This window comes from Algoriphagus litoralis (genome assembly GCF_003259255.1).
GTDB lineage: Bacteria > Bacteroidota > Bacteroidia > Cytophagales > Cyclobacteriaceae > Algoriphagus > Algoriphagus litoralis.
Map to the genome: position 1 here is coordinate 90,807 of NZ_QGOL01000012.1, position 19,093 is coordinate 109,899.

Genomic DNA, 19,093 nt, shown 5'->3' on the forward strand with positions numbered 1-19,093 from the left:
GACCATTAACACTCAAAAAACATATCGAATTCTCATCAGCGGCGGCGGCACAGGCGGACATATCTATCCCGCCATTGCCATAGCGAACGCCTGGAAGGAAAAACATCCTGCCAGTGAGATTCTTTTTGTGGGTGCTTTGGGCAAAATGGAAATGCAAAAAGTCCCAGAGGCAGGCTATGAAATCAAAGGTTTGCCGGTGGCTGGACTTCAGCGCAGCTTGGCTTTGAGCAATCTGAGCTTTCCGATTAAGCTGTTGAAAAGCTTACGGATCGCTTCCGGCATTGTCAAAGACTTCCGTCCAGATGCAGTCGTCGGAGTGGGAGGATACGCTAGCGGACCTGTTCTTTATGCTGCGCAAAATAAAAAAATCCCAACCCTCATTCAGGAGCAAAACTCCTATGCGGGCTTGACAAATAAGCTTCTTTCCAAAAAGGCAAGAACCATCTGCGTGGCCTATCCGGCGATGGAGAAATTCTTTCCAGGGGAAAAAATCAAGGTCACTGGAAATCCAGTGCGAAAAGACATTTTGGATTTGTCTGGAAAAAGAGAAAAGGCATTAGAGCTCTTTGGCTTGGATAAAGACAAGAAAACGATTTTGGTTTTGGGGGGCTCTTTGGGTGCACGGACACTCAATCAGGCTGTGCTCAAGGATATGGCTGAACTGGAGAAAGCAGGCTATCAAGTCCTTTGGCAAAGCGGAAAATTCTATTTCAAAGACATGCTGGCCAAGTTGGAGGAGTCCAACCTGCAGCATATCCACTTGAGAGAATTTATCCGCGAGATGGATTTGGCATATGCCGCGGCAGATGTCATTGTATCCCGAGCGGGAGCCCTTTCAGTTTCCGAACTCAGCTTGGTGGGCAAGCCGGTGATTTTTATCCCATCTCCAAATGTGGCAGAAGATCATCAAACCAAAAATGCCATGGCATTTGTGAACCATCAGGCAGCAGTGCTACTGAAGGATTCCGAAGCTGTCGGGCAATTGAAAAGTAAAGTAGAAGAGCTGATGCAAAACCAAGTTTTGGCCAATGCATTGGGAGAAAATATGAGAAAGTTGGCAAAGCCCGATGCGGCTAATGCCATTGTGAGCGAACTGGAAAAACTGATTCAATGACATTCAAAGGTATAAATAAGGTCTACTTTCTCGGAATCGGCGGCATCGGCATGAGTGCTTTGGCGCGATGGTTCCGTCATGAAGGCTATCCTGTAGCGGGATATGACAAGACGCCTTCACCCTTGACCGGAGAATTGGAAAAGGAGGGGATGCAAATCATCTTTGAAGATACTGCGGCATCTATTCCTCTTGAATTCACTACCCATCCTGAAGAGGTCTTGGTGGTGTGGACTCCAGCTATTCCTAAGGATAGCGTCTTGTTGAATTTCTTTCAGGCACATTACACGCTCAAGAAGCGTTCTGAGGTCCTCGGGATGATTACCAAGGATTTCTACTCCATCGCGGTAGCAGGGACTCATGGAAAAACCAGTACATCCTCACTGATCGCGCATTTGCTGAAATCTGCAGGCAAGCCTGTGGCGGCCTTCCTTGGAGGAATCACTCAGAATTATAACAGCAACCTCATTTTGCCTGGCAAATCAAAAGAAGCCACGATTGTGGTGGTGGAAGCGGATGAGTTTGACCGCTCTTTTCTCCGACTTCATCCAAATGAAGCGGTGGTCACCAGCGCGGATCCGGATCACTTGGATATCTATGGCGATGAAGCCACGATTCTGGATGGATTCCGTGATTTTATCAAGTTGGTAGACAAAAAAGGGAAGCTATATCTCCAGTCCCATGCCTGGTACCGATTGGGTGAAAATCTAAGTATAGGTGCAGGAATCCGTGAATATGGCTTGAGATCCGCTGGAATTCACGCTGAAAACATCATCGCTAAGCCGGGGATTTTTCTTTTTGATTATGTCGGACCAAAAGCTCAGATCAAAGGATTGGAGCTTCATATTCCAGGTTTCCATAACGTTGAAAATGCCCTTGTTGCCATTGCGATCGCAGTAGATCACGGAGTCAATGAAGAGCAGATTCGGACTGGGATCAAATCATTCAAAGGCGTCAAGCGGAGATTTGAAATCCACTCCGCAGTTCCTGGCCATATTTTCATCGATGATTATGCGCATCATCCTGAAGAAATCAAGGCGTGCCTGAGCTCAGTCCGTGCAATGTATCCGACTCAGCGGCTGACGGTCGTATTTCAGCCGCATCTATTTACCAGGACAAGAGATTTTGCTGAGGGTTTTTCAGAAAGCCTTTCTCTAGCAGACGAAGTGGTGCTGTTGGACATCTATCCAGCGCGAGAGCTTCCGATCGAGGGAGTTACCTCGGCTATGCTGATGGAAGGGATCCAAGCAGCTAAGAAAGTATTAATTGGTAAAGATCAGGTAATGACCTACCTGAAGGAATCCCAGCCGGAAGTCTTGGTGACTATGGGCGCAGGAGATATTGACCGGCTCGTGCCGGTGATTGCAGAATGGACCGATTCACGCACTAAACTCAGCGAAGCATGAAAAAGGCAAAACTGAAAAAAGCGCTTGGATTGGTGACGATTTGCCTAGTGTTGGTGGGCTTTATTGGTTTTGTGGAAAAGCAATCCCAACTCAAAACTTACCAAGGCTTGGAGATCGATCTCAAGGCAGTGAGCGGAGTCTATTTCGTGGAGGAGAAAGAGATCGAGTCCATCGTCCAATCTGCTTTTCCGGAGCTTAAATCGGGCTTGCCGATTTCAGAAGTGCCTTTGACAGCCTTGGAAGACAGGCTTGCAGGTCATCCGTTCATCAAATCGGTGCAGACTTCGATAGGCCAGAAGGGAATTTTGAAAGTAACGATCAATCAGCATGAACCGATAGCCCGAATCGCTCGGCCCATGGCAGCGGATGGATATATTACTACCGAGGGGTTGATTATTCCGACCTCCCCCAGCTACACGAGCAGGGTCTTGATTTTGGAGGGAGCCTATGCGGAGCTATTGATGGATCAGGGCAGTGTGGATGCCATGCCTGAGTTGATGCCTTTGATTGAGTTTGTGACCAAAGATGAGTTTTGGGGTGCTCAAGTCAGCGAGCTGGAGATCAATAAAAGAGACGACATCCGACTGCATCAGCAGGTGGGAAAACAGATTATAGAGTTTGGTGACGCACATGACTTCGAAAGCAAATTCAGAAGAATAGATGTGCTGTATAAGGAAATTTTACCGAGAAAAGGCTGGAATGCTTACGAGCGGATCAGCGTGAAGTTTAAAAATCAAATTGTTTGTGAATAAAGCTTGGATATGGAAAACGACAAATTAATCGTAGGTCTGGACATTGGGACGACCAAAATCTGCGCGATCATCGGACGCAAGAATGAGTTTGGCAAACTCGAAGTCCTCGGCATGGGGAAAGCAGTCTCGGATGGAGTAGATCGGGGCATTGTGACTAATATCGAAAAGACCGTGCATGCTATTCAGAAAGCAGTAGAAGACTGCTCCAATATGGCCGACGTAAACATCGTCGAGGTCATCGTGGGGATAGCTGGGCAGCATATTCAAAGCAAAATCATGCATGGAAGTATCATGCGTCAACCCACCGAGGACGAAATCACTGTGGAGGACGTACAGCGACTTTCAGCTGATATGCACAACATCGTCGTGCCGCCTGGCAATAGCATCATTCACGTGATGCCACAGGATTACACGGTGGACTACGAAGGCGGAATCAAAGATCCCGTTGGGATGGCGGGTACACGTCTGGAAGCTGATTTCCATATCATCACAGCCCAGACTACAGCCATTCACAACATCAATAAATGTGTAAAAAAGGCCTCTCTTGAGTCGAAGCAATTGATTTTGGAGCCATTGGCGAGTTCGCTTTCTGTCCTAAGTGATGAGGAAAAAGAGGCGGGAGTTTGTCTCGTGGACATCGGAGGGGGCACCACTGATATTGCCATTTTCTACGAAAATATCATCCGTCACACGGCCGTAATTCCACTCGGAGGAAACATCATCACCGCGGATATCAAAGAAGGCTGCATGCTGATGCAAAATCAGGCTGAATTGCTCAAAACCCGTTTTGGAAAAGCAATTGCGGAAGAAGCAAATCCCAATGAGATCGTGTCGATTCCGGGATTGCGCAATAGACCGCCAAAGGAAATCTCCATCCGTAACCTTGCCTCAATTATTCAGGCACGAATGGAAGAAATCATCGAAATCGTGCAGAACGAGATCATGCAAAGCGGCTATTACAAAAAGCTGGCTGGTGGTATCGTCATCACTGGGGGTGGTTCCCAGCTGCAGTGCATTTCGCAACTTTTCGAATACATGACCGGACTGGACTCCCGCATTGGATTTCCAAATGAGCACCTTGGAAAGTCAGTCATCGAGGAAGTAAAAAGTCCTATGTACGCCACCTCAGTAGGCTTGGTTTTGGCAGGATTCAAAGCCTTGGACAATCGCGAGGAAGGATATCTAAAACGTAAGGCGAATACGGGAATCAAACCTCCTATTGCGGCCAAACGGGAAGCCATTGCTAATAACTTCTTCAAAGGAATAACCGATCGCTTAAAAACATTGATCTCTGATGATATCGGAGAAGAATACTAAAACTAGGGCTTATGATTGGGGAGGTGATCCGCCTTGCAGATTACTTCCTTCCTTACCCTTTTCACAATAACTCGACAACCGAAAATTATTCACCAATTCAATAAATATGTCAGATAACATGAAAGATTACAGATTTGACCTCCCAAAAAATCAAAAGTCAATTATCAAAGTAATTGGCGTAGGAGGTGGCGGAAGCAACGCCGTAAACCACATGTATGCCCAAGGGATTAAGGACGTGGAGTTTGTCGTAGTCAATACCGACGCGCAGGCTTTGAAGTCTTCTCCTGTTCCCCTGAGACTACAGTTGGGAGCCAACCTGACCGAAGGTCTCGGTGCAGGTGCCAATCCTGAGCAAGGCCGCAATGCCGCTCTGGAGTCTCAGGATGAGATCCGTGAGCTATTGGCCGACAATACCAAAATGGTATTCATCACTGCCGGAATGGGTGGTGGTACAGGTACAGGAGCTGCTCCGATTGTAGCTAAAATTGCCAAAGAACTCAACATTCTTACGGTCGGTATTGTGACAGCTCCATTTATGTTTGAGGGCAAAAAGAAAATGGCCGTAGCACAGGCAGGTATCGAGTCGCTTCGTGACAATTGCGATACCGTTTTGGTGATCCTCAATGATAAATTGAGAGAGATTTACGGAAACCTGGCTATCCGTACGGCCTTCAGCAAAGCTGACGATATCCTGACCACGGCCGCTAAGTCTATTGCAGAGATCATCACGATCCATCAGGATGTGAACGTGGACTTTGAGGATGTGAAGACCGTAATGAAAGAGGCAGGAGCCGCTGTCATGGGTTCTTCTACCGAAGAAGGCGAAGGACGTGCAATCCGTGCAGCAGGCGCAGCTATTTCTTCTCCATTGCTCAACAATGTGGATATCAAAGGCGCTCAGAAAATTCTCCTTTCTATCATGTCTGGTGAAGACGAAGAGCTATCTATGGACGAACTCAGCGAGATTACAGAATACATCCAGGAGAAAGCCGGCGATAATGCTGAGGTTATTTTCGGTCAAGGTATCGATCCAGAGTTGGGCAAGGCGATCCGTGTGACTGTAATTGCTACAGGTTTTGAAATGGACAAACTGTCTGACACTCCAAAGCCTAAAGAATTTTCGGCTCCAGTTTCAGCTTTTGCAAATCCAGCACCCATTTCTCCGGTTGCCAGCACACCTGTGAGCAGCCCTGAGATGGTAAAGACCGTGATCAATCTAGACTCTGGAAAAAGTCAAAAAGTAAAAGAAGAGCCTATCTCAGGAGGATCTACTTTCACATTCAACTTGCCAAAAGCTCCTGCTCCGGTACCAATGAAGCCAGTTGAAGATGAAAATGAGGAGTTTGTTTTCAGAGTAAATCCGATCAAGGTAGAGCAGGAAGAGTCCAAGCAGGAAGTAGAAAAGTCCGAAAAGATCGTCTTCAAACTGGAAGATGAGTCTGAGAAAAAATCAGAAGTACTTCCTCAGGAATCAGAGGCTGTGCCTCAGCTGTTTGCAAATGATTACTATGAGCAAATGAAGCAAAAGGCCATCCAGCGTGCTCATGAGCGATTTGAGAAGCTGAAAGGCAACAGAGCGTTCAATCCAAGTCCAGAGGAATTGAAAGAGAAAATGAACGTACCCGCTTATCAGCGCAAAAACGTGGTCTTGAATGAGCCACAGCACAGCTCTGAATCTGAGACCAGCAAGTACAATCTGAGCGACGAGAATGAGATTCTCGGCAACAACAGATTCTTGCATGATAATGTGGACTAAGTCCTAAAATTCAAGCAGCATGTCTGCCTGGGTTTGCAGCAGTTCTACATACAGCCTGTTGGTGAGCAGGTTATCTGACATATTTTGCTCGATTTTAGCAAGTTTCGGCTTGAGAGCAAGGACATGCATACCCAGATAATGGAAGATGTCGGTGAGGTGGCTCAAAGCGATGCCACCCCCGCCTATTCCTGATGAAATTCCCACCAATGCACATTTTTTGTTCCGAAAGGTATTCGGATACGTCATCCCATCGATAAAGGATTTGAGGATCCCAGGAAAAGAACCATTGTACTCCGGTACGATGAAGATAAATTTTGTCCCCTCTTTTACCCGATCATGGAAAGCATTATACCCGAGATTTTTCCCATTATTCTCATAAAGCGCCGTGGCAATAAAATCAGCCGGCAAATGCTCCAATTCTAAGATTTCTGAGGCGGCTCCTTTTTCTGTAAGGATGGATTGATACAATTCGGCAATCACTTTCGAAACTGAATTTTTTCGGTTGGTGCCAACAATAATTTTAACCATGAGTGGATTTTTTCTGATTCCTATACAAGCAAGTGGGGGTAAAAGTTCTAAGCCCAAACCAAAAACCTATATTTGCCCGTAAATCCCCGAAAAAACATGGACTACCTCGATCAGATTCAAGATGCCGTTTCATTGATTAAAAAACTGTATCCCACCGAAGTCCCTATTGGAATTATTCTGGGAACAGGATTGGGAAACCTGGGAAATCAGATCGAAGTCGAGCTGGAGATTGACTACAAAGATATACCCCACTTTCCCGTGTCCACGGTAGAAAGCCACTCCGGCAAGTTGATTTTTGGAACCCTATCGGGGAAAAAAGTAGTCGCCATGAAAGGCCGATTCCACTACTACGAAGGATACTCGATGAAGGAAGTGACTTTTCCGGTAAGGGTCATGAAACAACTGGGTGTCAACACGCTATTGGTTTCCAATGCCTGCGGGGGCCTAAATCCCGCCCAGGAAGTAGGAGACGTCATGATCATCACGGATCACATCAATCTTTTTTCAGAGAACCCACTCCGTGGAAAAAATTATGATGAACTCGGACCTCGATTCCCGGATATGAGCGATGCCTATGATCGAAACCTAATCGAAAAAGCGCTAAAAATCGGTGCCAAGCATGGAATCAACCTTCATCAGGGAGTCTATGCTGGAGTCGAAGGACCAAATCTCGAGACTCCCGCTGAGTATAAATATCTTCGCATTATCGGCGGCGATGCGGTAGGAATGAGTACTGTCCCTGAAGTGTTGGTAGCCCGCCACTCTGGAATGCGGGTCTTTGGGATCTCAGCAATTACTGACTTGGGTGTAGAAGGTCGCATTCATAAGGTGGACATTGCTTACGTGCTTGCAGCTGCCGCCAAAGCAGAGCCGGTTATGAGTTTGGTCATGAAAGAATTAGTTGCCCAAATTTGAGTCTTTCTCTACCCCTTACTTGATCTAATCCTCCTTGAGATGCAGGATTATGGCATAAAAAGGAAATGGATTTGCCGTTTCTCCAATTTTTGAGTCCTTTTTCACGAGTATTCCCTATATTTTGAGTTTACTAGCGAGTTATGATGAGAAATATAGTTTGGACAATTTTATTCGGTTTTGTTTTCTATTTTCCTGCGTACTCACAGACTGATTCGCTCACATTTTCATTTGGAAAGAAAGAAGGCAGTCATCCTTCTACCTATATTTTGACAGGGAAGATTACTTCCAAAGATTCCAGTAAACCGATCGAAGGCGTAGGAGTACACGTCGATGGGCTATTTACCGGTGTCAGTACTGATCGATTTGGGACCTATTATTTGACCATTGCTCCCGGGGAGCACCGGGTGGCCTTTCGGCATATCTCAAATGTTCCCATTTTCACAAATCTTTCGCTCTACGAAAATGGAGTGATCAACCTGCAGATGGTGGAAAAGAACTTCGAACTCGAAGGTGTAGTCGTGATGTCTGACGAGCCAGACCGAAATGTCCGTAATCCTATCACTGGAGTGACCAAACTGACGACCAAGGAACTCAGAGCGATTCCGGCCTTTCTCGGTGAAGCAGATATTTTCAAGGGGCTTCAACTATTACCGGGTGTGAGCTCAGTGGGAGAGGGAACTTCAGGGATTAATGTTCGAGGTGCCAAAGCTGATCAAAATTTACTCCTGATGAATGAAGTTTTGGTACTCAGTTCCAATCATGCACTGGGCTTTTTGTCAGGATTCAATACCGACGTGACTGAAACATTTACCCTGTACAAAGGAAATCTCCCGGCTAACTTTGGTGGTAGGGCAGGTTCTGCACTCAACATCCTGATGCGGCCTGGTAGTAAGGAAAGTTGGCAAGGCCAAGTGGGTGTAGGTACTTCCAATGGGAAGATTTTATTGGAAGGGCCACTGATGAAAGATAAGGTTTCGGTGATTTTCGGAGGCAGACTCTCGAATGTCAATTGGCTCCTGGGTCAAGCCCGTGACCTGGATATTCGAAATAGCAAGTTGAATTTTTACGATGGGTATTTGGGTGTGAATTGGGACTTGGGCAAAGGCCATCAGCTTGAAGCCAATACCTTGGTGACTGGAGATGATTTCCAGTTTTCGGATCAATTTGGCTACGAATGGGCCAACCGCATCAGTTCATTGCGCTACAAGGGGATCCTTGGAGAAAATATTTCTCTGACAGCGTTATTGGCTGATGGGAATTTTGACAATGCCTTCTTTGATCCCGAAGGTGTAGATGCCGCCAAGGTTGAGAATGGCATGCGCTATCAGCAGGGAAAAGCGGCAGCGACCTGGGCCAATGAAACTCTTGCCTTGACTGGAGGTGTGGAAGCAATCTATTACAAAGGCAAACCCGAGCGGATTTCTCCATTTGATGAAACTTCAGCCATCCAAACCGAGCAAGTAGGCAAAGAGCGAGGGCTAGAGTATTCTGGGTTTCTTTCGCTGGAATACGAAATAGGTGAAAATACTGGCTTTGTAGGAGGATTGCGCTATTCCGGATATTCCCAACTCGGGCCGGATACGGTTTACCAGTACAATCCCAATGCTCCGGTCACTGCAGGCGAAATCATCGGACAGACACCTTTTCCATCCGGAAAAATCAAATCCTACTCAGGGCTGGAGCCCAGATTTTCCCTGAGGCAAAATATTACACCGACGTTATCGGTAAAGTTAAGTTACGCGCGTTTGTTCCAATACATTCAGTCCGTCTCCAATACATTTGGGCCTACACCCATTGACCTTTGGCAGCTGAGTACTACTTACATCCCGCCCCAGCGATCGGATAATTTTTCCCTGGGAATATTTAAAAATGCCAAAGACAATAGCTGGGAATACTCGATTGATGCCTTTTACCGGACAAGTGTGAATCAGGTCGAATACCGGGATTTTGCCCAGATTTTTCTGAATCCACACATGGAGACTGAGTTGGTTTTCGGAAAAGGTGAGGCGTATGGAGCTGAGTTTCTGATCAAGAAAAACCTCGGAGTCGTGACCGGTTGGTTGGCGTATACCTATTCGAGGTCTTTTTTCACTTCTCAAAGCGGATTTTCAGAAGAGCAAATCAATCAGAATGAAAAATTTCCGTCAAATTATGATAAGCCGCACGAAGTCAATTTTATCCTAAGTCGAAAGATCTATCCTCGGGGATTATTTAACCTATCGGTTAACTATGCGACGGGTAGACCTGTGAGTGCAGTGAGTGCTTCTTATATTTTGAATGGAGGCTTAATTGTTCCGGATTATTCGAAAAGAAATCAATATCGGATCCCGGATTATTTCAGAATTGACCTGTCTTACACGGTAGAAAAAGTCTTTTCTAAAAAAGGAGACAGTCTGAATTTCAGTATATACAATCTTTTGGGAAGAAGAAATGCCTATTCGGTCTTTTGGAAAAAAGATGAGGATTCTCAGGAATTGAGACCCTATCGATTGGCGATCTTGGGATCGATTTTCCCTTCAATCACATATAGCATCAAATGGGGAGGAGATGATGAATAAAATAAAATTAATTGGGCTTTTGGTGATTTTTCTGGGTTTTAACTCCTGCGTGGAGCAGATTGAGTTTGAGTTGGAAAAGACCGAGCGGGAGCGTCTGATTGTGTCTGGGACTTTGACTGATCTGCCAGAGACTCAAGTGGTGTTTCTTTCTGAAACCACCTCTCAGGCCCGTAAACCGCTGCTTTCGGATGAGGAAAAGGGCTACTTCACGCTGGATGATAAGCCTAGACCTGTACAGGGTGCTCAAGTGGTTTTGATTTCATCGAATGGAAGTTTTTGGCCTTACCGAGAGGCCAAACCCGGGCGATACGAATTGGCCGGATTTAATGGTGCTTCGGGGGATTCAGAATTCTATTTACAAATCTCTGTGGGAGGTAGAGTCTATCGCTCCATAGCGCAGCGTATTCCCGAAGTGATAGGTTCAGATGACTTGAGTTTTACATTCGAACGTACACGCCAAGATGATAATCCGGATGCGGCTCAGGTAGTGATCCGCTCAGAAGTGACTCTTCCAGAGCAAGTAGGCGATTATTACTTACGCTGGGCTGTAGACGAGGCCTATTATTGGGATTTGACTTTTTTCCCTAACCCATTTAATAGACCACCGCCGGATTGTATTGTGTTTGGCTTTCCCGATCCAGAGCGAATCACCCTGATCAACGGGGACTTGCTGAATCGGCCGGGAGGGAAAAGTACCCAAATCGTAGCCAAAAGACTAGTGGATCAATCTTTCCTGAGTAGACACTACTTCAATGTCCGTCAGTTGAGTATTTCCAAAGATGCCCACGAGTACTGGAGAAGAGTGGGAGAATTGGTCAATAATACCGGATCTGTCTTTGATACACCGCCTGCGCCAATCAAGGGGAATCTATTCAATGTCAATGATCCGGATGAGGTGGTGTTGGGCTATTTTGAGGTGGCAAAATCCAAGGTTTCCAGGATCTATACCACGTTTGCAGATGTTCCTTTCTTTCTGGAAAAAGTATGCGTATACGATCCGAATCGCCGCCGAGATCAATACGAACCTACCTGCCTGAGCTGCAATGTGTTTCCTGACAGTCAGATGTTCTTTCCTGAGTGGTGGTTTGATGAGTGAGGTGTGAATGATTGGAAGATTTTAAAACTGAAGAATTTAGCTTCTCCAGCCATGCTAGCTTTAGGTTTCAAAAATTTGGCTCAAAAATTTACCCCTCCCGAATCGCTTCAGGAGGGGTTTTCTATGGTCTATCCGCTATGGACTTAACTACTTTTTCGTCCCCATGTAATCCACTACAAAATAGCTCATCACTCGAACTCCCAAGACAAATCCACCCTCGTCGATGTAGAAGTCAGGCGTATGGTGCGAAGGCGTTTTGGTCGGCTCGCCGCCTTTTTTCATCCCTCCAAGTGAAATAAACAATCCTGGCTTTTCCCGCTGGAAAAAGCTGAAATCCTCAGCTCCGGTGATCAGTTCATTGATGATCACATTTCCCTCTCCTGCAGCTGCCAAAATGGTAGGAGCCATTTGTTGGGTCAAAGCAGGATCATTGATCGTGGAGGGATAAAGTTTGGTGATGTTCACATCAGCCTTTCCACCTGCGCTTTCTGCAATATTGGTAGCAATCTCGGTGATTCTTCGATGTACCAAGTTTTGTTGATCGTCGCCAAAAGTTCGGATGGTTCCGATCATTTCCACTTTTTCAGGAATGATATTATGACGAATACCGCCATGAATCGCTCCTACAGTCACCACGGCTGGTGTTTGGGTGATGTTTACATTTCTGGAGATGATCGTTTGGAGCCCAGATACGATTTGCGCTGAGGTGACAATCGGATCCACTCCCGACCAAGGTGATGCACCATGTGCCTGAGTGCCGTGGACTGTGATCTCAAGGTTGTCAACTCCCGCCATGGCAGGACCCGAGCGATAGCCGATTTTCCCTACCTCCATCTGCGAACCGATATGCAATCCAAAAACTGCGTCCACGTCTTTCATCACGCCTTCTTCCACCATTTGCTTGGCACCCCAAGAGGTCACCCCTTCTTGGTAGATTCCTTCCTCAGCGGGTTGAAAGAGAAACTTGACCGTACCCTGCAGTTCGTTTTTCATCCCAGCCAATACCTCAGCCACCCCCATCAAAATCGCCACGTGGGTATCATGACCACAGGCATGCATGACGCCTGTTTCCTGCCCGTTGTAAGTAGCAGTTACGGTTGATTTGAAAGGCAAATCAGCACGCTCAGAAACTGGAAGCGCATCCATATCTGCTCGAAGTGCGACAGTGGGTCCAGGCTTTCCGCCTTTTAGAATTCCCACAACTCCTGTTACAGCCACACCTTCCTGCACTTCGATTCCCAAGGCCCGGAGGTGATCTGCTACCTTTTTGGCAGTTCGGACTTCGTTGTTCCCAAGCTCAGGATTTTGGTGAATGTCTCGTCGCCACTCGATGACTTTGTCCTCTATTGCGGCTGCTTTTTTGTCGATTTCTGGTCTAAGCTTAGTTTGGCCAAAGGCCGTCCCACTGATCAGAAGTAGTGGAAGTAGTAGTTTCTTCATAATAAAATAAGGTTGATGTTTTGGTTAGCGGTAATTTGGTCTGGTGAAAATAAGGAATGAAGTTTTACAATACTTTTTCTGAGAAGATTAAATCTAGGATTGGAGAACTTTTAGCCCTTTTTATTCTTTACTCATCTAAAGAATGATTTATGGAACTGAAAAATAAAATCGCTGTCATCACCGGAGTTAGCAAAGGTGTTGGGCTTGAAGTGGTCAAGCAATTATTGGATAAAGGTACAATGGTAGCAGGTTGGGGCCGAACTGCACCCGATCTGAAGCATGCCAATTTTCACTTTTTCTCATGCGATGTATCTGTGGAGGATCAGGTAGAAAAGGCCTATGCTGCCACGGTAGAAAAGCTGGGGGCTGACATACGGATTTTGGTCAACAATGCAGGTTTTGGAATCGCCGGGAAATTTGAAGAAATGTCCTCAGAAGACTGGAAATCCATGTTTGATACCAATGTTCATGGGATTTTCTATGTCAGCAAAAGATTGGTGCCTGCTATGAAAGCAGCAGATGAAGGACATATTCTCAATGTAGCCTCCATCGCAGGACTGAATGGTGTCGCCAACTTTGCAGGTTATGTCGGTACCAAACATGCGGTAAGAGGAATCTCCCATTCGATGTATATGGAACTGCGGGATTTCGGAATCAAGGTTTCGACGATCTATCCTGGCTCTATCCAGACTAACTTCTTTGACAACATCGAGGGAACCAAAGTGAACGAAAATATGATGCGTCCTGAAGATGTCGCGCAGACGATCGTACAAACACTGGAAACTCATCCGAATTACTTTGTGGCGGATGTGGAATGTAGACCGCTAAGGCCGAAGGGGAAAAAATAATTCAGACAAATGCAAAACGCTCCGAGAATAATGAATCTCGGAGCGTTTCTTTTTATAGAAGTGTATCTATTGAAACTTCTGAAGGAGCTTTTCTGTCCAAATCCCGAAGTGGATGGTATCCTGAAGTAGGATAAGTCCAACCCTCATCAGTCAATTCCCAAAGCAATGGCGCTAAGTTTTGAACTGCGGCTTTGCAGCCTTGAACGATCGCTCCCATTTTACCGGTTTGCTTGGAAAGCTTGGCTTCGTTTTCGATTTCAAATGGTCCACTAAAGCCTCTTTCCCTTAGGATCGAAGTAAATGCTCGCCAGTCCATAGAATCCCCCAAACCAAAACCAGGTAAAGTCGCCTCATACTGATGTCTGTCCCAAGAATTGGTGCTGGAGTGGATTCCCAGCTTTTCTGCCCATTCGGGACGGATTTGCTGCATGGGATACATATTTCCCCAGAATGGATCAGGATTATTTCGTGTGGACTTCACATGAATTCGCTTCAGTCGGCTCATATCCGTGTTTTTAATTACCTCGACCGGATTTGTATGTTGCCAAACGTCGTGCGAAGGATCATAGATTTCCCCATGATTTTTCTCTGGGACGAGTTCATACATGAGTTTTCTGGCGGCTAAGACTCCAGTCATGTTGTTGTAAGTCCCTGTATATCCCGAACTCCTCCAGCCTTCCATGGGGCAGTTTTCATAAAGAACGGTCACACCCAGGTCATTGGCATAGCGGATAATCGGTCCGAAAATCCGCTGATATTCCAGCAGGTTTTTCTCAAATCCGCCCTCCTCATTTCCCAGTTCGTGGTTGTAGCCGACGAAGGTGCCCACTTTGACATCATTTTCATCTCCTCCGAGCAGATGAGCCATACGGATCAGTTTGAGCAAATGATTTTGGTTTTTGACACGATGAATAGGATCACCACCGATCAGATTTTCGAAGGCTCCGATCGAAAGTCGAAGCTTGGCGGTATTGAATTTTTCAATTAGTGCCTTAGCCTGATCAGGCCCGAAGTTTTCATAATCCAGATGGGTAGCGACAAAATCATCCCGAGTACCATCCTTCCGGAAGACGCAGAGATCCAGTCCTTGGACGCCGATTTCAATTGCTTTTTCGACAGTTTGATCGAGATTCAGTTGATCAAAAGCCGAAGTCATGATCCAAATGGGGTTTGCCATGTTTTTTGGGGTTTCTTATAAAAATAGGGAAAGGTGGGGATTGGAAAAATGGGAATGGGATTAGTGGTTGGCTGTTTTTACTTTAGAAATGAGGCTAAAAAAAAATAAAGGGTTGGCATTGGTGTCAGTCCAAAGGATAAAAATATAGAATTTATAAATAGAGAATGAAAAGTATGGATTTAGGACAAAACTGGGTCACCCTGAGCGGAGTCGAAGGGTCCTCGACTCCGCTCGGACTGACCTATCATTTGCGTCCTCTTGAAATTTCCTAGTTAGAAAGCGAAGTTGATTTGCCGGGCTTTCAATAAATGGTTTCCCTATAAACCTTAAAATTCTATTGTATTTGAAAATTTAACTTTTTAGCGGTTGAAATCTTACTGTTATAAATTTCTTAAATTGAAATAGCTCATTTTCCATTCTGTATTAATAATGAAAACTTATTTTGTCTACATCCTAAAATGCTCAGATAAAAGTTATTATACTGGAGTTACCAATGACTTTGAAGGTAGAATTGCAGCTCACAACGATGGTTTAGATCCCCATGCATATACTTTTAAAAGAAGGCCAGTTGAGTTGGTCTTCTTACAGGATTTTAGGGAAATTCAAGAAGCGATTGCTTTCGAAAAACAAGTAAAAGGTTGGAGCAGGAAAAAAAAGGAGGCGATTATTCAAAATAATTGGCAACAGTTGAAATTCTTATCAGAGTGTAAAAATCATACTTCTCATAAGAACTTTGAGAAAAATTCCAGTGCAAATCAATTAGAAAATGGTGTTGAATAATTTATTTTTTTGGGTAGAAAGGCTTCGACTCCGCTCAGCCTGACACATCATAATCGCTCAGCCTGACAAATCCGATGTCTTACCTGATTAGTGGGCGACTTAACCGGATAATACTTTCGCTACCTGATAATTGAAATTGGTAACAGAAAAGTAGGGCTTCGACTCCGCTCAGCCTGACACGACCAACTGCTCAGCCTGACATAACTAACTGCTCAGCCTGACACACCGGAATCGCCCAGCCTGACACACCAGAATCGTTCAGCCTGACAAGCATAGTTATCAATCTGATTTGTTTAATACAGCCTGGAAGCAGGAAATATTTATGTATTAAAAGGCTTCGACTTCGCTCAGCCTGACACATCATAATCGCTCAACCTGACAAACCCGAATACCTCCTCCGAATCTCCACTTTTTGCTTTTGCCTTTCCCAAAGCGCTTTTGCCAAATCAGACGCTACACTCTCCGGATCCGATTCGTGTAGGATTTGCTTAAGCTTATTTTCAGCTAGGTCTATCCTGTAGCAGACTTGAAGCAGTCGCTCCAGATTTAGGTCCATCAGTTGGCTGATGGCTTTGGTCAAAACTGCCAACGCTTTTTCCTCAGAAAATTCTTCCTTGATTTCTGGAAGCTGAAGGTCTTTTGTAATCAGACTGAACGTTTCTTCTGGCAGCGTTTGACTCATTGGATATTCATTAAAAAAGCCCCGATTTGGGGCTGGTAGTTAAGATTCTGCTTCTTCAGTTGAGTTTCCCTCTGCTTCGGCTGTGCTTTCCTGCAAAACTTCAGGAGCGACAGATCGGATCAGCTTGTACCATGATACCAACTTCTTGATGTCTGAGGTGTAGACTCTTGCGGTGTCAAATTCTGGAATCACTGACTTCAAAAATGCTCTCAGTTCGCTGTCGTCTGCATTGGTGTCCAATCCTAGATCGCCGGCGTATTCTGCTTCGATTTTTTTCATCACTGACTCTAGCGGCTCAGCACCTTCTTCAGTCAGGGTGTAAATCGAAATGTCGCTTAGGACTGAAACCCGCTGTGCCATTCCGGCTACCAACTTGGTTTTTTTCTCGTCCATTGACTCAAGCACTACTCCCGAACGTGTCGGCTTTAAAATTTTATACAAACCCGGCTTTCCGGCTACAGTTGCGATGTCTTTGAAATTCATGGTGTATTTTTTTTCAGGCTGCAAATATAGAACTATCAATCAATTTGTCCGCTCCGCTTCGTATTCAGCGACCAATTCATCAAGGAATTGCAAGACTTGATCTTTGCCCTCTCCCTTTTCTGCTGAGGTCACAAAATAGTCCGGAATATCTCCGAAAATATCTTCCATTTTGTTCAGAAAGGCCTTTACATTCTTTCCAGTCTGGGATTTGGACTGCTTATCTGCTTTGGTAAAGGCAATGACAAAAGGTACATTTTCTTCCCCGCACCAGTTCACAAACTCCAGATCTATCGTCTGAGGCTCCAATCTGCTGTCTATCAGAACAAATACCCCGCACAGATTTGATCGGGTGGTCAGGTAGGTGCTGATCATTTTCTCCCACTTAACCTTTCTGTCTTTACTGACTTTGGCAAATCCATAACCAGGCAAATCGACCAAATACCAACGGTCATTGATCATGAAGTGATTGACCAATTGCGTCTTTCCTGGCTTCTGGGAGGTTTTTGCCAATTCTTTGACTCCTGTCAGCATATTAATCAGGGAGCTTTTGCCCACGTTAGATCGACCGATGAATGCGATCTCCGCCCGGTCTGGCTTGGGGCACTTGGTAGGGTCGGTATTGCTGACGACAAATTCTGCTTTTCGGATCATGACTTTCTAATTCTATGCAAAAATACGGTTTTATTTCAGACCGACTTTGGGGGCATCTCTTCAACAATTTTCGATTCCTCGGGTTTCTGTAGTAATATTGTACCCTCAACGAAGATTTCCGATGTCCGTAGTTCCCTATAAAGACAAGCAAGACTCCAAAAAAGATCAGGTAGCGGAGATGTTTAACAACATCAGCCCTAAGTATGATCTTCTCAATCACGTACTCAGTCTCGGTATTGATATCATTTGGAGAAAAAAAGCCGTCAAATACCTGAAGAAGGACCAGCCAAAACTGATCCTGGACATCGCTACAGGCACGGGAGACTTTGCCATTGAAGCCCTTGTCCTTAATCCGGACAAAATCATCGGTGTGGATATCTCCGAAGGGATGCTGGCCGAAGGAAGAAAGAAAATGATCAAGCGCGGGCTTCAGGACAAAATCGAAATGCAGCTCGGAGATTCCGAAGGTCTGCTCTTCGAGGATAATAAGTTTGATGCGGTCATCGTTTCATTTGGTGTTCGGAACTTTGAGAATCTGGAAAAAGGTCTGGCAGACATGTATCGAGTATTGAAGCCGGGAGGAAAGACGGTGATTCTGGAATTCAGCAAGCCTCAGGGCTTTCCGATGAAGCAGGCCTATTCGTTTTATTCCAATGCGATTCTTCCTCAGGTGGGTAAAATTGTATCCAAAGACAATTCTGCTTATACTTATCTTCCCGAGTCAGTTCAGGCCTTTCCCGATGGAGAGGACTTTCTAGCAGTATTAAAAAAAGTAGGATTTCACAGCACGGTATGCAAACCACTCACTTTCGGAATCAGCTCAATCTACGTCGGTCAAAAGTAGGAATACTGATTCTATTATTTGTTGGAATAAGTGCTACAGGGTTTGCTCAGGGGCTCTTTGGTCTGACCAGTACCTCCGGTTCTGACGACAAGTTCCTTTCCTATGGTTTTTTTCTGGCAGGACATACAGCTACTTATCAGATCAAATATTCTGAGGCTTTTTTTGATCCGACCAATACTGCGAATAATCAGATTTACTCCATTTACCCCAAATATACCCCGGGGTTTTCCTTGGGATTCACCGGGATTTTGAGGTTTCATGATCAGGTTAATCTGCTTTTTACACCCCGAATCGCCTTCTATGAGTATCGAGCGGATATCAATTACTATGTTCCCCTGATAGACAATGTCCCGGGAAATGATAATTCCTCAGTAAATAATCTGGGTTACCGAACAGAGGAGGTTGTTACTGAAGCGACGATGATCGAGCTTCCGCTCTTATTCAAGTATCGATCCCAGCGATTTAACAATACCCGAATGTATTTCATTGGGGGTGGTAGCTATCAGTTTAGAACCAAAAGTCAAGATGAAGCAAACCTAGATCCCCTCGTGACCACTGGGCAGGACTTTACCATTGAGATGGGTATGGGTTTCGAGATTTATTTCAAATACTTCAAGTTTGCGCCTGAAATCCGGTTTTCACATGGCCTGAATAATATCTATTACGCTGAAAAAAATCCGCCAGAGACACGCGATGTGATCTCTTCCATTAGACGTAAGGGAATTACGATTTTTCTCAATTTCCAATAA

The 19,093-nt window shown here is 45.3% G+C and carries 18 protein-coding genes; 12 read left to right on the forward strand and 6 right to left on the reverse strand.

Annotated elements, in window-relative coordinates:
- Positions 1-4 precede the first annotated feature (4 nt).
- From murG to ftsZ, 5 genes are all read left to right on the forward strand, one after another.
- On the forward strand, positions 5-1,114 hold the full coding sequence (gene murG, locus DK188_RS14840) for an undecaprenyldiphospho-muramoylpentapeptide beta-N-acetylglucosaminyltransferase (protein ID WP_111671620.1): 1,110 nt from the start codon (positions 5-7) through the stop codon (positions 1,112-1,114).
- Positions 1,111-2,517 carry a UDP-N-acetylmuramate--L-alanine ligase gene (murC, locus tag DK188_RS14845; RefSeq protein ID WP_111671621.1) on the forward strand — a complete coding sequence of 469 codons (1,407 nt, stop codon included), beginning with the start codon at positions 1,111-1,113 and terminating at the stop codon, positions 2,515-2,517. Before murG ends, murC begins: the two co-directional genes overlap by 4 nt.
- The gene (locus DK188_RS14850) at positions 2,514-3,269 is read left to right on the forward strand and encodes a cell division protein FtsQ/DivIB (protein WP_111671622.1); all 756 of its coding nucleotides are present in this window, start codon (positions 2,514-2,516) and stop codon (positions 3,267-3,269) included. The genes murC and DK188_RS14850 overlap by 4 nt, the downstream gene beginning before the upstream one ends.
- A gap of 9 nt (positions 3,270-3,278) precedes the next feature.
- Positions 3,279-4,586 carry a cell division protein FtsA gene (gene ftsA / locus DK188_RS14855; protein WP_111671623.1) on the forward strand — a complete coding sequence of 436 codons (1,308 nt, stop codon included), beginning with the start codon at positions 3,279-3,281 and terminating at the stop codon, positions 4,584-4,586.
- A 118-nt stretch (positions 4,587-4,704) separates the two neighbouring features.
- Positions 4,705-6,342: a cell division protein FtsZ gene (gene ftsZ, locus DK188_RS14860; protein ID WP_111671624.1), complete on the forward strand. Its 1,638-nt coding sequence runs from the start codon at positions 4,705-4,707 to the stop codon at positions 6,340-6,342.
- A 3-nt stretch (positions 6,343-6,345) separates the two neighbouring features.
- Here ftsZ and DK188_RS14865 read toward each other — a convergent pair whose 3' ends face one another.
- Entirely contained in the window at positions 6,346-6,870 is a 525-nt protein-coding gene (locus DK188_RS14865) for an NADPH-dependent FMN reductase (protein WP_111671731.1), read from the reverse strand.
- Positions 6,871-6,966: 96 nt separating this feature from the next.
- Between DK188_RS14865 and DK188_RS14870 the strand changes: the two genes are divergently transcribed.
- From DK188_RS14870 to DK188_RS14880, 3 genes are all read left to right on the forward strand, one after another.
- A complete protein-coding gene (locus tag DK188_RS14870; protein WP_111671625.1) occupies positions 6,967-7,785 on the forward strand; it encodes a purine-nucleoside phosphorylase in 819 nt (272 codons plus the stop codon).
- 140 nt (positions 7,786-7,925) lie between these two features.
- Positions 7,926-10,343 (forward strand): TonB-dependent receptor, encoded by a 2,418-nt coding sequence (locus tag DK188_RS14875; RefSeq protein ID WP_111671626.1) that lies wholly within the window; start codon positions 7,926-7,928, stop codon positions 10,341-10,343.
- Positions 10,333-11,439, forward strand: a complete 1,107-nt coding sequence (locus DK188_RS14880; protein ID WP_111671627.1) for a DUF4249 family protein — start codon at positions 10,333-10,335, stop codon at positions 11,437-11,439. The genes DK188_RS14875 and DK188_RS14880 overlap by 11 nt, the downstream gene beginning before the upstream one ends.
- 147 nt (positions 11,440-11,586) lie before the next feature.
- Here the strand turns inward: DK188_RS14880 and DK188_RS14885 are convergent, their stop codons facing one another.
- The gene (locus DK188_RS14885; RefSeq protein ID WP_111671628.1) at positions 11,587-12,879 is read right to left on the reverse strand and encodes an amidohydrolase; all 1,293 of its coding nucleotides are present in this window, start codon (positions 12,877-12,879) and stop codon (positions 11,587-11,589) included.
- 149 nt (positions 12,880-13,028) lie between these two features.
- On the opposite strand from DK188_RS14885, the gene DK188_RS14890 reads away from it, so the two are divergent.
- Complete coding sequence (locus tag DK188_RS14890; protein ID WP_111671629.1) at positions 13,029-13,727, forward strand: SDR family oxidoreductase; 699 nt, start codon at positions 13,029-13,031, stop codon at positions 13,725-13,727.
- 52 nt (positions 13,728-13,779) lie between these two features.
- On the opposite strand, the gene DK188_RS14895 is transcribed toward DK188_RS14890, so the two are convergent.
- Entirely contained in the window at positions 13,780-14,904 is a 1,125-nt protein-coding gene (locus tag DK188_RS14895; protein WP_111671630.1) for a sugar phosphate isomerase/epimerase family protein, read from the reverse strand.
- Positions 14,905-15,333: 429 nt separating this feature from the next.
- Between DK188_RS14895 and DK188_RS14900 the strand changes: the two genes are divergently transcribed.
- Positions 15,334-15,684, forward strand: coding sequence for a GIY-YIG nuclease family protein (locus DK188_RS14900; protein WP_111671631.1), 351 nt, complete (start codon positions 15,334-15,336; stop codon positions 15,682-15,684).
- A gap of 370 nt (positions 15,685-16,054) precedes the next feature.
- Here DK188_RS14900 and DK188_RS14905 read toward each other — a convergent pair whose 3' ends face one another.
- Genes DK188_RS14905 through yihA form a run of 3 tightly spaced genes read right to left on the reverse strand, consistent with a single transcriptional unit; the run spans position 16,055 to position 17,500 of the window.
- Positions 16,055-16,366, reverse strand: coding sequence for a hypothetical protein (locus tag DK188_RS14905; RefSeq protein WP_111671632.1), 312 nt, complete (start codon positions 16,364-16,366; stop codon positions 16,055-16,057).
- A 39-nt stretch (positions 16,367-16,405) separates the two neighbouring features.
- Positions 16,406-16,849, reverse strand: a complete 444-nt coding sequence (locus tag DK188_RS14910) for a DUF5606 family protein (protein WP_111671633.1) — start codon at positions 16,847-16,849, stop codon at positions 16,406-16,408.
- A 39-nt stretch (positions 16,850-16,888) separates the two neighbouring features.
- Positions 16,889-17,500: a ribosome biogenesis GTP-binding protein YihA/YsxC gene (yihA, locus tag DK188_RS14915; RefSeq protein WP_111671634.1), complete on the reverse strand. Its 612-nt coding sequence runs from the start codon at positions 17,498-17,500 to the stop codon at positions 16,889-16,891.
- Positions 17,501-17,621: 121 nt separating this feature from the next.
- Between yihA and ubiE the strand changes: the two genes are divergently transcribed.
- A complete protein-coding gene (ubiE, locus tag DK188_RS14920) occupies positions 17,622-18,344 on the forward strand; it encodes a bifunctional demethylmenaquinone methyltransferase/2-methoxy-6-polyprenyl-1,4-benzoquinol methylase UbiE (protein WP_111671635.1) in 723 nt (240 codons plus the stop codon).
- On the forward strand, positions 18,293-19,093 hold the full coding sequence (porT, locus tag DK188_RS14925) for a type IX secretion/gliding motility protein PorT/SprT (RefSeq protein WP_111671636.1): 801 nt from the start codon (positions 18,293-18,295) through the stop codon (positions 19,091-19,093). Before ubiE ends, porT begins: the two co-directional genes overlap by 52 nt.

Coding starts and splice junctions, on each gene's coding strand:
- DK188_RS14890 (WP_111671629.1), top strand. CDS start 13,029: ATGGAACTGAAAAATAAAATCGCTGTCATCACCGGAGTTAGCAAAGGT.
- DK188_RS14865 (WP_111671731.1), bottom strand. CDS start 6,870: ATGGTTAAAATTATTGTTGGCACCAACCGAAAAAATTCAGTTTCGAAA.
- murC (WP_111671621.1), top strand. CDS start 1,111: ATGACATTCAAAGGTATAAATAAGGTCTACTTTCTCGGAATCGGCGGC.
- DK188_RS14895 (WP_111671630.1), bottom strand. CDS start 14,904: ATGGCAAACCCCATTTGGATCATGACTTCGGCTTTTGATCAACTGAAT.
- DK188_RS14880 (WP_111671627.1), top strand. CDS start 10,333: ATGATGAATAAAATAAAATTAATTGGGCTTTTGGTGATTTTTCTGGGT.
- DK188_RS14870 (WP_111671625.1), top strand. CDS start 6,967: ATGGACTACCTCGATCAGATTCAAGATGCCGTTTCATTGATTAAAAAA.
- DK188_RS14905 (WP_111671632.1), bottom strand. CDS start 16,366: ATGAGTCAAACGCTGCCAGAAGAAACGTTCAGTCTGATTACAAAAGAC.
- ubiE (WP_111671635.1), top strand. CDS start 17,622: ATGTCCGTAGTTCCCTATAAAGACAAGCAAGACTCCAAAAAAGATCAG.
- ftsZ (WP_111671624.1), top strand. CDS start 4,705: ATGAAAGATTACAGATTTGACCTCCCAAAAAATCAAAAGTCAATTATC.
- yihA (WP_111671634.1), bottom strand. CDS start 17,500: ATGATCCGAAAAGCAGAATTTGTCGTCAGCAATACCGACCCTACCAAG.
- DK188_RS14900 (WP_111671631.1), top strand. CDS start 15,334: ATGAAAACTTATTTTGTCTACATCCTAAAATGCTCAGATAAAAGTTAT.
- DK188_RS14850 (WP_111671622.1), top strand. CDS start 2,514: ATGAAAAAGGCAAAACTGAAAAAAGCGCTTGGATTGGTGACGATTTGC.
- DK188_RS14875 (WP_111671626.1), top strand. CDS start 7,926: ATGATGAGAAATATAGTTTGGACAATTTTATTCGGTTTTGTTTTCTAT.
- DK188_RS14910 (WP_111671633.1), bottom strand. CDS start 16,849: ATGAATTTCAAAGACATCGCAACTGTAGCCGGAAAGCCGGGTTTGTAT.
- DK188_RS14885 (WP_111671628.1), bottom strand. CDS start 12,879: ATGAAGAAACTACTACTTCCACTACTTCTGATCAGTGGGACGGCCTTT.
- ftsA (WP_111671623.1), top strand. CDS start 3,279: ATGGAAAACGACAAATTAATCGTAGGTCTGGACATTGGGACGACCAAA.
- porT (WP_111671636.1), top strand. CDS start 18,293: ATGCAAACCACTCACTTTCGGAATCAGCTCAATCTACGTCGGTCAAAA.